Below are 13639 nucleotides of genomic sequence, written 5' to 3'. Positions count from 1 at the left end.
GGCGGGTGTCATACCTGCCACTCCCCTCCCCTTCCATAAGCCTGGATGCCATGCTGACCTGGTTACAACGCAATACCCTGACCTTCCCACCGCTGGCCAAAGCTATGCGCGAACCCAATGGCCTGCTCGCCGCCGGCGGCGACCTGTCGGCCGAGCGACTAGTCCAAGCCTACCGGCATGGCTGCTTCCCATGGTTCTCGGAGGGTCAACCGATCCTCTGGTGGTCTCCGGACCCGCGCACGGTGATCTTCCCTGACGAGCTGCACGTATCCCGCAGCCTGAGCAAGCTGTTACGCCAGCAGCGCTACAGCGTGACATTCGACCAGGACTTCGCAGCAGTCATCCAAGCCTGCGCCGCACCGCGCGCCTATGCCGATGGCACTTGGATCACCGAAGGCATTCAGAGCGCCTACTTAGAGTTGCACAAACGCGGCCATGCACACTCGGTAGAAGTATGGGACGAAGGGGTGCTGGTGGGCGGCCTGTATGGCCTAGCGATGGGCCAACTGTTTTTTGGCGAATCCATGTTCAGCCGCGCCGACAACGCCTCAAAATTCGGCTTCGCCACACTGACACGACAATTACAGGCCTGGGGCTTCGTCCTGATCGACTGCCAGATGCCCAACGATCACTTGCACAGCTTGGGTGCCCGCGCCATTCCTCGCAGTGAGTTCGCCGGTTTTCTACGCGACCACTTGGACCAACCCAACACCGGACCATGGGTTTCTTAGGCGACATCCGCGCACCTGGCTTACACTTATTTCAAAGCTTATCCCGAGGGTTGATCATGACCGAGTTGGCGCGTTTGAAGTTTTATGCCACTCAAGCCCACTCTTGCAGCTATCTGCCAGACGAGCAGGCCACCACGTTGTTCCTCGACCCCAGCCAACCGATGGACGTGCACGTGTATGCCGATCTTTCGGAAATGGGCTTTCGACGCAGTGGCGACCACCTTTACCGACCCCATTGTCAGAACTGCAATGCCTGCGTACCGGCACGCCTGCCCGTGGCGCAATTTCTGCCGGATCGTAACCAGAAGCGCATCCTCAAGCGCAACGCCGACCTGACGGTGACATCGTGCAAGCCTCGATTTACCGAAGAATATTTCGACCTTTACCAGCGCTATATTGAGCAACGCCACGCCGACGGCGATATGTTCCCCCCGAGCCGCGACCAGTTCTCCACGTTTCTAGTGCGTGACCTACCCTTTTCACGCTTCTATGAGTTTCGAGCGGACGGTCGCCTGCTGGCCGTCGCCGTGACCGACTTGCTGCCTAATGGCCTGTCGGCGGTATACACATTCTATGAACCTGCCGAAGAGCGCCGCAGCCTCGGGCGCTTTGCAATCCTCTGGCAAATCGGCGAAGCACTGCGCCTGGAACTGGAGGCCGTCTACCTCGGATACTGGATCAAGAACTGCAAAAAGATGAGCTACAAGACCCAATATCGCCCCATAGAACTGCTAATTAATCAAAGATGGGTCACGCTTAACTAGAACCCCTTGGCTTAAACACCCTTTTTCGGGCACAATGCACGCCGCTTTTGCCTGGCGCAGTTGCACCGGGCCATTCACTGGATACCGAGGGCTTTACTGCATGTCGAAAGAAGACAGCTTCGAAATGGAAGGCACTGTCGTCGACACCCTGCCCAACACCATGTTTCGTGTGGAGTTGGAAAATGGGCACGTCGTAACCGCGCATATCTCCGGCAAGATGCGCAAGAACTACATTCGTATTCTTACCGGTGACAAAGTGCGCGTCGAGCTGACGCCCTATGACTTGAGCAAAGGGCGCATCACTTACCGCGCTCGCTAAGCAAGTCAATACAAAACGCCCGGTTATGCCGGGCGTTTTTGTGTGCATGGGATTCTCAAACACCGATGATTCCTGTGGGAGGGGACTTGCCCCCTCCCACACTGGATCTTCATTGTTCTGAGAACTGCGTTTCAAGACAGCAAAAAGGCGCCTTTCGGCGCCTTTTGCATTACTGCAGAACGATCAGGCCATTTCAGCCGTGGTTTCGAACTCGAAGGTCAGCTCGCCATCCTTCAGGTCGATATGCACCACGCCACCATGGTCGGAGAGTTCGCCGAACAGGATCTCTTCGGCCAATGGCCGCTTGATCTTGTCCTGGATCAGACGCGCCATTGGGCGGGCGCCCATTGTGGCATCGTAGCCACCCTCGGCGATCCAACTGCGCGCCGCCTCCGTGACATCCAGCTGCACGCGCTTGTCTTCCAACTGCGCTTGAAGCTCGGTGAGGAACTTGTCCACCACACTCTTGATAACCTCGTGGCTGAGGCGACCAAACTGGATAATGGTGTCCAGACGGTTGCGGAACTCCGGCGTGAAGCTCTTTTTGATCACTTCCATCGCATCAGAGGAGTGGTCCTGATGGGTAAAGCCGATCGAAGCCCGCGCGGCTGTTTCGGCACCGGCGTTGGTGGTCATGATTACGATCACGTTGCGGAAGTCCGCCTTGCGTCCGTTGTTGTCGGTCAGGGTCCCGTGATCCATGACCTGCAGCAGCAGGTTGAAGACTTCCGGGTGAGCCTTCTCGATTTCATCGAGCAGCAATACGCAATGGGGCTGCTTAGTGATCGCTTCGGTCAACAAACCGCCCTGATCAAAGCCTACATACCCAGGAGGCGCACCGATCAAGCGCGACACGGTATGACGCTCCATGTACTCGGACATGTCGAACCGCACAAGCTCGATCCCCATGGCCTTGGCCAACTGCCGCGCCGCTTCGGTTTTGCCGACACCGGTCGGGCCAGCAAACAGGAACGAGCCGACCGGTTTGTCCGGCGACTTGAGGCCCGCACGCGACAATTTGATCGCAGTGGACAGCGCGTCGATGGCTGCATCCTGGCCGAACACAGTGAGCTTGAGATCGCGCTCCAAGTTACGCAGCAGCTCTTTGTCGGAGCTGTTGACATGCTTTGGTGGAATTCGCGCGATCTTCGCCACGATGTCCTCGACCTGAGGCACGTCGATGCGTTTCACACGTTTCTCGATCGGTTGCAGGCGCTGATAAGCCCCCGCCTCGTCGATCACGTCGATAGCTTTATCCGGCATATGCCGATCATTGATGTAACGCGACGCCAGCTCTGCAGCTGCACGCAGCGCCTCATCGGTGTACTCGATGCCATGGTGCGCTTCAAAACGCCCCTTGAGCCCGCGCAGGATGCTGATGGTGTCTTCAACCGAAGGCTCGGACACGTCGACCTTCTGGAAGCGACGCGCCAGCGCACGGTCTTTCTCGAAGATGCCACGGAACTCCTGGAAGGTGGTCGAACCAATGCAGCGGATATCACCCGACGACAGCAACGGCTTGAGCAGATTGGACGCATCCATCACCCCGCCAGACGCCGCACCAGCACCAATGATGGTGTGGATTTCGTCGATGAACAGGATCGCCTGCGGGCGTTTTTTCAACTCGCCGAGCAACGCCTTGAAGCGCTTCTCGAAATCGCCCCGGTACTTGGTCCCGGCGAGCAACGCGCCCAGATCAAGGGAGTAGACGACGCTGTTGGCCAGCAGGTCAGGCACCTGGTTATCCACGATACGCTTGGCCAAGCCTTCGGCGATTGCGGTTTTACCCACGCCCGCCTCACCCACCAGCAACGGATTGTTCTTGCGACGACGCGCGAGGATTTGCGCTACACGCTCAACCTCAAGCTCACGCCCCACCAGCGGATCGATCCGACCCTGGCGCGCCAGTTCGTTGAGATTGCTGGCATAGGCATCCAGCGGGTTGCTTGAAGAAGAAGACTCACCGCCCTCGTCGTCCTGCATATCCTGCTCACCCTCAGAATGATCGCCGTGCCCAGGCACCTTGGAGATACCGTGGGCGATATAGTTGACGACATCAATACGGGCAACGCTCTGCTGCTTGAGCAGGAACACTGCCTGACTTTCCTGTTCGCTAAAGATCGCCACAAGCACGTTGGCGCCTGTGACTTCACGCTTACCGGAGCTCTGTACGTGGAAAACAGCACGCTGCAATACCCGCTGGAAGCCCAGGGTTGGCTGGGTCTCGCGGTCCTCGTCATGCACGGGGATCAGTGGCGTGGTGGAGTCGATAAACTCCTGCAGATCATGCTTGAGTTTGTCGAGGTTGGCGCCGCACGCACGCAGAACGGTGGCGGCAGCTTCGTTATCCAAAAGTGCCAGCAAAAGGTGTTCGACTGTCATGAATTCATGACGCTTCGAACGAGCCTCCTTGAAGGCAAGATTGAGGGTGACTTCGAGCTCGCGGTTTAACATAGCTTCACCTCATACCCAAGTGGTCGGCGTTAACCGTCCTTCTCGATTTCACAGAGTAGCGGATGCTGGCTTTCCCTGGCGTACTGGTTGACCTGCATGGCCTTTGTCTCGGCGATGTCACGGGTAAACACTCCACATACTGCCCGTCCTTCTGTGTGAACGGCCAGCATTACCTTGGTCGCCAACTCTCGGTTCAGGTTAAAAAACACCTCGAGCACTTCGACCACGAAATCCATCGGTGTGTAGTCATCATTGAACAAAACCACCTTGTACATCGGCGGCGCCTGTAGAGCAGGCTTGGCCTCCTGAACAGCAATGCCTGCAGAACCGTCGTCATCGTGTTCGTGATCCGGTCGATCCTGATTGAATGTTAGTCGAATCTGGCTGATTGCATGCATGGAAAGAAAGGTTCGTCAGTGGTTCAAATACAGTGGTGGGGGCGACCTGTCAGAATTTCAACTCTCAACTGGCCGGTCGCCTTGACTATCGGCGAATCGGTGTTACAACCAATAGAACCCACAGTGGGTAAAAAAGGTCCGCGCAGTCAACCTTAATTTATTCGGGTTAGGACGGATAAACTGGATGATACTCCAGTGATGGAGTCTGGTGCAGAGGGAAATGGGTATGTCCGGCGTCAAGATCAATGGCAAGGTCAAGTGGTTCAACAACGCCAAAGGATATGGCTTTGTTAATGAGGAAGGGAAAAACGAGGACCTTTTTGCGCACTATTCAGCAATCCAAATGGATGGTTATAGAACGCTGAAAGCGGGCCAGCCCGTGAGTTTTGAAATCATTCAAGGCCCCAAGGGACTGCATGCCGTGAACATCGGCGCAGTGAGCGCGCAAGCACCGGAAAAGACCACGGAGAAACACGCTCATAAAGAGAAGAAGCAACCGGCCTAAACCGCCGCCGAGCATGCAGTCTGCGGCAAGAAAAACGGCCATCCCACTCAAGTTGGGATGGCCGTTTTTTTGTCGCGTGAGACGTTACATATGCGAGATCAGCGCATCACCGAAGCCCGACGACGACACCAGCGTGGCGCCCTCCATCAGGCGCTCGAAATCATAGGTCACGGTCTTGGCCGAAATGGCGCCATTGGTGCCCTTGATGATCAGATCAGCAGCTTCAATCCAACCCATATGACGCAGCATCATTTCCGCTGAAAGGATCAAAGACCCCGGATTGACCTGATCCTTGCCCGCATACTTGGGCGCCGTCCCGTGAGTCGCCTCGAACATTGCCACGGTGTCAGACAGGTTGGCACCCGGCGCAATGCCGATACCACCCACTTCCGCCGCCAACGCGTCGGACAGGTAGTCACCATTGAGGTTAAGGGTTGCAATCACGTCATATTCAGCCGGACGCAGCAGGATCTGCTGGAGCATGGCGTCGGCGATTGCATCCTTGACCACCACATTCCTGCCGGTGCGCGGGTTCTTGAACTGCATCCACGGCCCACCATCGAGCAGGGTCGCGCCGAACTCTTCGGCCGCCACTTCATAGGCCCATTCCTTGAAGGCCCCTTCGGTGAACTTCATGATGTTGCCTTTGTGCACGATGGTCAGCGATTCGCGGTCGTTATCCACCACATATTGCAAGGCCTTGCGCGCCAAGCGCTTAGTGCCCTCTTTGGACACCGGCTTGATGCCAATCCCGCAATCCTGGTCGAAGCGGATCTTGGTAACGCCCATTTCCTCCTTGAGGAACTTGATCACTTTAATAGCTTCCGGCGAGCCAGCTTTCCACTCGATCCCGGCGTAAATGTCTTCGGAGTTTTCGCGAAAGATGGTCATGTCCACGTCGCCGGGCTTCTTGACCGGACTCGGCACACCTTCGAACCAACGCACTGGGCGCAGGCACACATAAAGGTCGAGCTGCTGACGCAGAGCCACGTTCAGCGATCGAATACCACCACCGACCGGCGTGGTCAGCGGACCCTTGATGGACACCACGTAATCCTTGACGGCATCCAGGGTTTCCTGGGGCAGCCAGGTGTCCTGATCGTAGACCTGAGTCGCCTTTTCGCCGGCGTACACCTCCATCCACGAGATCTTGCGCTTGCCGCCGTATGCCTTTTCAACAGCTGCGTCGACCACTTTGATCATCACCGGGCTGATGTCGACGCCAATACCGTCACCTTCGATATAAGGGATGATCGGTTGGTCAGGAACATTGAGAGAATGGTCTGCATTGACGGTGATTTTGTCGCCGACTGCCGGAACCTGAATCTTCTTGTATCCCATGCTGAACTCCATCTATGGATTAAACATCTGGCTGCGTTCGAGCCTACTCCAGATAAATGACGACCGAAACCTCACGCCATGTTCATTTGCATCGAAAACAGCATAATTTGTCGCCTACAAGCCTGAAAGCAAAGGGAAAAGCGCCAATCTTGAGCACATCATGCGACTTTAGGCGTACCCCGGTACCTGCGACCTTTAGACCAATGGACGACACACCTTTTGTATGAAGGCTCGGCGTAAGCATAGCGACCTATGTATAATGCCGCCGCTGACCCAAGAGTCACGACGGCTGACCGCTCTAGAATAGGTGCCTTCAGCTACAAAGCCGGACTATTACAATAGTCCACCCGCTTGACGCTCGACTGATGCAACCCAACATCACCGCGAAGAAACCTCGACATTTCGCTCATGGATGACTTTGAACGAACGCGCTCCACCCGGCGCATCTCGAGTTTCTGCGCACGCTTTCAGCAAAGAAGAGAGTTAATCCGAATATGCCCACCCGCTCGAAGATCATCTACACCTTCACCGACGAAGCCCCTGCCCTCGCCACCTATTCACTGCTGCCTATCGTAGAGGCCTTCACCGCTTCCGCTGATATTGCCGTGGAAACCCGCGATATTTCTCTCGCCGGGCGCATCCTCGCAAGCTTCCCCGAGCAACTGGGCAACAAGGCCATACCGGACCACCTCGCCGAACTGGGCGACCTGGCCGTTACCCCTGAAGCCAACATCATCAAGCTGCCTAACATCAGCGCCTCGACTCCGCAGCTGCAAGCGGCGATCAAGGAACTGCAGGCCCAGGGCTACGCCCTGCCGGACTATCCGGAGACCGTAACCACCGACGCGGAAAAAGAAACCCGTGCACGTTACGACAAGGTCAAGGGCAGCGCCGTGAACCCGGTACTGCGCGAAGGCAACTCCGACCGCCGCGCGCCGCTGTCGGTCAAGAACTACGCCCGCAAGCACCCGCACAAAATGGGCGCATGGGCTGCGGACTCCAAGTCCCACATCGCCCACATGAGCAATGGCGACTTCTACGGCAGCGAAAAAGCCGTACAGATCGAAGCCGCTGATGCTGTCAAAATTGAGCTGGTCGGCAAGGACGGCACCACCACCGTCCTGAAAGAAAAGACCACAGCTCAAGCTGGCGAGATCCTCGACAGCGCCGTGCTGAGCAAAAACGCACTGCGCTCGTTCATCGCCGCTGAAATCGAAGACGCCAAGAAACAAGGCGTACTGCTGTCGGTCCACCTCAAAGCCACCATGATGAAGGTCTCCGACCCAATCATGTTCGGCCAGATCGTTGCCGAGTTCTATAAAGATGCCCTGGCCAAGCACGCCACGGTACTGGAGCAGATCGGCTTCAACCTGAACAACGGCATCGGTGACCTGTACGCTCGCATCAAGGCCCTGCCGGCCGAGCAGCAAGCGCAGATCGAAGCTGACATCCAGGCGGTCTACGCCGCTCGCCCTTCCCTGGCGATGGTCAACTCCGACAAAGGCATCACTAACCTGCACGTGCCGAGCGACGTCATCGTCGACGCCTCGATGCCAGCCATGATCCGTGACTCCGGCAAGATGTGGGGCACCGACGGCCAGCTGCACGACACCAAGGCCGTGATCCCGGATCGCTGCTACGCCACTATCTACCAAGCGGTCATCGAAGACTGCAAGGCCAATGGCGCTTTCGATCCAACCACCATGGGCAGCGTGCCAAACGTTGGCCTGATGGCGAAGAAAGCAGAAGAGTACGGCTCCCACGACAAGACTTTCCAGATCAAGGCTGACGGCGTAGTCCGTATCACCGACAGCAAGGGCAACCTGCTGATGGAACAGAACGTCGAAGCCGGCGACATCTTCCGCATGTGCCAGACCAAAGACGCGCCGATCCAGGATTGGGTCAAGCTTGCCGTCAACCGCGCGCGCGCCAGCAACACCCCTGCCATCTTCTGGCTGGACCCTAAGCGCGCTCACGACGGCGTTGTGGTCGAGAAAGTTCAGGCCTACCTGAAAGACCACAACACCGAAGGTCTGGACATCCGCATCATGTCGCCAGTCGACGCGATGAAGTTCACTCTGGAGCGCACCCGCAAGGGCCTGGACACCATCTCGGTGACCGGCAACGTACTGCGCGACTACCTGACCGACCTGTTCCCGATCATGGAACTGGGCACCAGCGCCAAGATGCTGTCGATCGTGCCGCTGATGAACGGCGGTGGCCTGTTCGAAACCGGCGCCGGCGGTTCGGCACCGAAGCACGTGCAACAGTTGCTGGAAGAAAACTTCCTGCGCTGGGACTCCCTGGGCGAATTCCTGGCCCTGGCCGCCTCCCTTGAGCATTTGGGTGTGACGTACAACAACCCGAAAGCCCTAGTACTGTCCAAGACCCTGGACCAGGCCACTGGCCAATTCCTCGACAACAACAAGTCGCCATCGCGCAAAGTCGGCAACATCGACAATCGCGGCAGCCACTTCTACCTGGCGCTGTACTGGGCTCAAGCCCTGGCCGCCCAGACCGAGGACACTGCACTGCAAGCGCAGTTCGGCGAACTGGCAAAAACCCTGGCCGAGAACGAAGCAACCATCGTTGCCGAACTCAACGCCGTACAGGGCAAGCCAGTGGACATCGGCGGCTACTACGCGCCGAACCCAGAGCTGACCAGCAAGGCCATGCGCCCAAGCAACACCCTCAACGCGGCAATTGCCAAGTTGAAGTAAGGTTGTAAGGGAACACCACAAACCCCGGCCATGCGCCGGGGTTTGTGTTTTAAGGCTTTAACAGCGCTGAAGCTATATCGAAAAATGCTAGCTAACTGTAAGTATTGACAGGTTACCTGCCGCCCCCAAAAGAACATTCTGCTCTCGTGACTAATGACCCGAGAACAGGAGCCCATCAAATGTTTCGCCCCCACAAACTACTGCCGCTATACCTGTTCCTGCTCGCTTTAGCGCCATTGTCAGATGCAGGTCAAGACATCAAAATAAAGTATTTCCTCCAGGCAAACTTCACCTGTAAAAACGGCATCACGACACCCGGATATAGCGTTTACGTGGTTGGCTCGCGACCGGAGATCGGGGAATGGGTTCCAGCGAAAGCTTTTTTGCTAAGCCCTGCAAACTACCCGACGTGGACAGGCGAGGTGAGTTTTGCAAATGTTGAGCTCAATCAGGAGGTGAAGTGGAAGTGTATTATTCGCAACGAAAATAACCCCCTGGATGTTCAGAAGTGGCAACCCGACCCGGACAATGAGACGACATTGATTTTCTCTCCCTCGGCTCAGACCACCGGCACGTTCTGAGCAGCTTGCTGATGCCAGGCGTATCATGGGAGCTGCCCCGCCTGAATTCGAGACCCGCTTATGACCTGGCAACCCCACATTACCGTCGCCACCATCGTCGAAGACAAAGGACGCTTCCTGATGGTCGAAGAACTCAAGGGCGGTCGCGCCGTGCTCAATCAGCCCGCCGGCCACCTTGACCCAGACGAAACCCTGACCGAGGCCGCCGTGCGTGAAACTCTCGAAGAAACCGGCTGGGACGTTGAAGCCACCGGTATCGTCGGCATCTACCTGTACACCGCACCCAGCAATGGCGTGACCTACCAAAGGGTCTGTTTCATTGCCAAAGCCCTGAAACACCACCCGAACTACCAACTCGACGAAGGCATCCTGCGCGCCCGCTGGCTGAGCCGTGACGAGCTGATGGCCGTGCGCGAGGACTGGCGCAGCGAGCTGATCATCCGCTGCATCGATGATTATCTGGCCGGCCAGCGTCACAGTCTGGAATTGATCCGCCCTTCTCTTTAGCCTTGCGGGCCCAGGCCTGCTAGAATCGCGTCCTTTTTCAAGACACCCGTTGAAACCCTATGCGTGATCCAGCCCCTTCTGACACACAAAAGAAGCGCGTCATCGTCGGCATGTCCGGCGGCGTGGATTCTTCCGTTTCCGCCGTTCTGCTCATGGAGCAGGGTTATGAGGTGGAAGGCCTGTTCATGAAGAACTGGGAAGAAGACGATGGAACGGAATATTGCACCGCCATGGACGACCTGGCAGATGCCCAGGCCGTGTGTGACAAGATCGGTATCAAGCTGCACACCGCCAACTTCGCCGCCGAGTACTGGGACAATGTGTTCGAGCACTTCCTGGCTGAATACAAGGCCGGTCGCACGCCGAACCCGGACATCCTGTGCAACCGCGAAATCAAGTTCAAGGCGTTCCTCGACTACGCCATGATCCTTGGCGCCGACCTGATTGCCACTGGCCACTACGTGCGCCGCCGCGACATCGATGGCCGTACTGAACTGCTCAAGGGCCTGGACCCGAACAAGGACCAGAGCTACTTCCTGCACGCTGTTGGCGGTGAACAGATCGCCAAGACCCTGTTCCCGGTGGGCGAGCTGGAAAAACCCGAAGTGCGCAGGATCGCCGAGAAACACGGCCTGGCTACCGCGAAGAAAAAGGATTCCACCGGGATTTGCTTTATCGGCGAGCGCCGCTTCAGCGACTTCCTTAAGCAATACCTGCCGGCGCAACCGGGTGAGATCAAGACCACCGAAGGTGAAGTGATCGGCCGTCACCATGGCCTGATGTACCACACCATTGGCCAACGCCAGGGCCTGGGCATCGGCGGTTTGAAAGACGCCGGTGAAGAGCCGTGGTATGTGCTGGTCAAGGACCTGGAAAACAACGTGCTGATCGTCGGCCAGGGTAATGAACACCCGCTGCTGTTCTCGGGCGCGCTGCTGGCCTCGGAGATCTATTGGGTCAACCCGATCGACCTGAGCACCCCGCGCCGCCTGACTGCCAAAGTGCGCTATCGCCAAAGCGACCAGCCCTGCACCCTGGAAAAAACCGCGACAGGCTACCGCGCCACCTTTGATGACCCGCAACGCGCGGTCACCCCCGGCCAGTCGGTGGTGTTCTATGACGGCGAAATTTGCCTGGGCGGCGGCGTGATTGAAGTCGCGCAAGCCTGGAGCAACCCGGCATGAGCCCTACCCAAGAGCAATTGACGGCACTCGGCGGGGTATTTCTCTCCGCCGTGCTCGTGGACAAGATCGCCAAGACCGGCCAGGTCACCGAAGCCGGCCTGACTTGCATGCTCGGCAGCCTGCTGATCCGCGACCCCAAGGACACTCTGGAAGTCTACGGCGGCGACGACCTCGCACTGCGTGAAGGTTACCGCGCCCTGATCGGCGCCCTGGAGCGCGACCCCAGCACCTTGCAGCGCGAGCCGCTGCGCTACGCCCTGTCGATGCTCGGCCTCGAGCGCCAACTGGCCAAGCGCGAGGACATGCTGGAAACCATCGGCAAACGCCTGCCACAAATCCAGTCCCAGGTAGAACACTTCGGCCCGGCCCACGAAAACGTGATCGCCGCCTGTGGTGCGCTGTATCAAGACACCTTGAGCACTTTGCGCCAGCGGATCCAGGTTCACGGCGACATGCGCAACCTGCAGCAACCGAACAACGCCTCGAAAATCCGCGCCCTGCTTCTGGCCGGTATTCGCTCGGCGCGGTTGTGGCGTCAGTTGGGCGGCCATCGCTGGCAGCTGGTGATCAGCCGTCGAAAATTGCTCAAAGAGCTTTACCCGTTGATGCGCAACGAATAAGTCGCAGCAAAGGGCTTTTTTCAAGCCGTTACGCGTAATACGCCGGTCAGTTGGCGACGGACCGGCGGATTTTTTCATGTATGATACGCGCCCCATTTCGTTGCCCGACTGTCCGAGAACACCCCATGCAGCTCTCTTCGCTCACTGCGGTTTCCCCTGTTGACGGCCGCTACGCCGGCAAAACCCAGGCCCTGCGCCCTATTTTCAGCGAATACGGCTTGATCCGTGCTCGTGTTCTGGTTGAAGTGCGCTGGCTCCAGCGCCTGGCCGCTCATCCCGCCATCAGCGAAGTGCCGGCGTTCTCTGCCGAAGCCAACGCTGTGCTCAACACCCTGGCGGAAAATTTCTCCCTGGAGCACGCCGAGCGTGTGAAAGAGATCGAGCGCACCACCAACCACGACGTCAAAGCCATTGAATACCTGCTCAAAGAGCAGGCGGCCAAGCTGCCGGAACTGGCCCAGGTCAGCGAGTTCATCCACTTTGCCTGCACCAGCGAGGACATCAACAACCTGTCCCACGCCCTGATGCTGCGCGAAGGCCGCGATGACGTGATGCTGCCACTGATGCGCCAGACCGCCGAAGCTATCCGCGAACTGGCCATCCGTTTCGCTGACGTGCCAATGCTGTCGCGCACCCACGGCCAGCCAGCTTCGCCGACCACCCTGGGCAAAGAACTCGCCAACGTGGTGTATCGTCTGGAGCGTCAGATTGCTCAAGTCGCTGCCGTACCATTGCTGGGCAAGATCAACGGCGCCGTCGGCAATTACAACGCGCACCTGTCGGCCTACCCTGAGATCGACTGGGAAGCCAACGCCCGCGCCTTCATCGAAGACGAGCTGGGCCTGGGCTTCAACCCTTACACCACGCAGATCGAGCCCCACGACTACATCGCGGAGCTGTTCGACGCCATTGCGCGCTTCAACACCATCCTGATCGACTTCGATCGCGATATCTGGGGCTACATCTCCCTGGGCTACTTCAAGCAGCGCACCATTGCCGGTGAAATCGGTTCGTCGACCATGCCGCACAAGGTCAACCCGATCGACTTCGAAAACTCCGAAGGCAACCTCGGCATCGCCAACGCCCTGTTCCAGCATCTGGCCAGCAAGCTGCCAATCTCACGCTGGCAGCGCGACCTGACCGACTCGACCGTACTGCGCAACCTCGGCGTGGGTTTTGCCCACAGCGTGATCGCGTACGAAGCCAGCCTCAAAGGCATCAGCAAGCTGGAGCTCAACGCGCAGAAAATCGCCGCTGACCTGGACGCATGCTGGGAAGTGCTGGCCGAGCCGATCCAGACCGTGATGCGTCGCTACAACATCGAAAACCCGTACGAGAAGCTGAAAGAGTTGACGCGCGGCAAGGGCATCAGCCCTGAAGCGCTGCAAACTTTCATCGACGGCCTGGACATGCCAGCCGCCGCCAAGGCCGAGCTGAAACTGCTCACCCCGGCCAACTACATCGGCAACGCGGTAGAGCAAGCCAAGCGCATCTGATCATCGCAAGACCCTTGAG

At 57.9% G+C, this 13639-nt stretch carries 13 protein-coding genes; 10 read left to right on the top strand and 3 right to left on the bottom strand.

Annotation, left to right across the window (positions count from 1 at the left end; genetic code table 11):
• Positions 1-50: 50 nt before the first annotated feature.
• The 3 genes from aat (at position 51) to infA (ending at position 1814) form a co-directional block, all read left to right on the top strand.
• A complete protein-coding gene (gene aat / locus ACKZ62_RS11210; RefSeq protein ID WP_122680649.1) occupies positions 51-731 on the top strand; it encodes a leucyl/phenylalanyl-tRNA--protein transferase in 681 nt (226 codons plus the stop codon).
• 56 nt (positions 732-787) lie between these two features.
• Positions 788-1495 carry an arginyltransferase gene (locus ACKZ62_RS11205; protein WP_032889677.1) on the top strand — a complete coding sequence of 236 codons (708 nt, stop codon included), beginning with the start codon at positions 788-790 and terminating at the stop codon, positions 1493-1495.
• A gap of 100 nt (positions 1496-1595) precedes the next feature.
• Positions 1596-1814, top strand: coding sequence for a translation initiation factor IF-1 (gene infA, locus ACKZ62_RS11200; RefSeq protein WP_002553999.1), 219 nt, complete (start codon positions 1596-1598; stop codon positions 1812-1814).
• Between the two features lie 183 nt (positions 1815-1997).
• On the opposite strand, the gene clpA is transcribed toward infA, so the two are convergent.
• Together clpA and clpS are read right to left on the bottom strand one after the other, a co-directional pair.
• Positions 1998-4268, bottom strand: coding sequence for an ATP-dependent Clp protease ATP-binding subunit ClpA (gene clpA / locus ACKZ62_RS11195; RefSeq protein ID WP_447096665.1), 2271 nt, complete (start codon positions 4266-4268; stop codon positions 1998-2000).
• A 29-nt stretch (positions 4269-4297) separates the two neighbouring features.
• Positions 4298-4666, bottom strand: coding sequence for an ATP-dependent Clp protease adapter ClpS (gene clpS, locus ACKZ62_RS11190; protein ID WP_010567912.1), 369 nt, complete (start codon positions 4664-4666; stop codon positions 4298-4300).
• Positions 4667-4892: 226 nt separating this feature from the next.
• On the opposite strand from clpS, the gene cspD reads away from it, so the two are divergent.
• Positions 4893-5171: a cold shock domain-containing protein CspD gene (cspD, locus tag ACKZ62_RS11185; RefSeq protein ID WP_163033180.1), complete on the top strand. Its 279-nt coding sequence runs from the start codon at positions 4893-4895 to the stop codon at positions 5169-5171.
• 84 nt (positions 5172-5255) lie between these two features.
• On the opposite strand, the gene icd is transcribed toward cspD, so the two are convergent.
• Positions 5256-6512 (bottom strand): NADP-dependent isocitrate dehydrogenase, encoded by a 1257-nt coding sequence (gene icd / locus ACKZ62_RS11180; protein WP_032890041.1) that lies wholly within the window; start codon positions 6510-6512, stop codon positions 5256-5258.
• Positions 6513-7006: 494 nt separating this feature from the next.
• Between icd and ACKZ62_RS11175 the strand changes: the two genes are divergently transcribed.
• The 6 genes from ACKZ62_RS11175 (at position 7007) to purB (ending at position 13620) form a co-directional block, all read left to right on the top strand.
• The gene (locus tag ACKZ62_RS11175) at positions 7007-9232 is read left to right on the top strand and encodes an NADP-dependent isocitrate dehydrogenase (protein WP_095184444.1); all 2226 of its coding nucleotides are present in this window, start codon (positions 7007-7009) and stop codon (positions 9230-9232) included.
• A 179-nt stretch (positions 9233-9411) separates the two neighbouring features.
• Positions 9412-9813 (top strand): carbohydrate-binding module family 20 domain-containing protein, encoded by a 402-nt coding sequence (locus ACKZ62_RS11170; RefSeq protein ID WP_095184443.1) that lies wholly within the window; start codon positions 9412-9414, stop codon positions 9811-9813.
• A gap of 60 nt (positions 9814-9873) precedes the next feature.
• Positions 9874-10320, top strand: a complete 447-nt coding sequence (locus tag ACKZ62_RS11165; RefSeq protein ID WP_032889681.1) for an NUDIX hydrolase — start codon at positions 9874-9876, stop codon at positions 10318-10320.
• A gap of 59 nt (positions 10321-10379) precedes the next feature.
• Entirely contained in the window at positions 10380-11504 is a 1125-nt protein-coding gene (gene mnmA / locus ACKZ62_RS11160; RefSeq protein ID WP_032889682.1) for a tRNA 2-thiouridine(34) synthase MnmA, read from the top strand.
• A complete protein-coding gene (gene hflD, locus ACKZ62_RS11155) occupies positions 11501-12124 on the top strand; it encodes a high frequency lysogenization protein HflD (RefSeq protein ID WP_027606331.1) in 624 nt (207 codons plus the stop codon). The genes mnmA and hflD overlap by 4 nt, the downstream gene beginning before the upstream one ends.
• 125 nt (positions 12125-12249) lie before the next feature.
• Positions 12250-13620: an adenylosuccinate lyase gene (purB, locus tag ACKZ62_RS11150; protein WP_032889684.1), complete on the top strand. Its 1371-nt coding sequence runs from the start codon at positions 12250-12252 to the stop codon at positions 13618-13620.
• The last annotated feature ends 19 nt before the right edge of the window (positions 13621-13639 follow it).

It is taken from the genome of Pseudomonas sivasensis (assembly GCF_052938085.1).
This window is presented reverse-complemented; position numbering and strand designations above follow the sequence as displayed.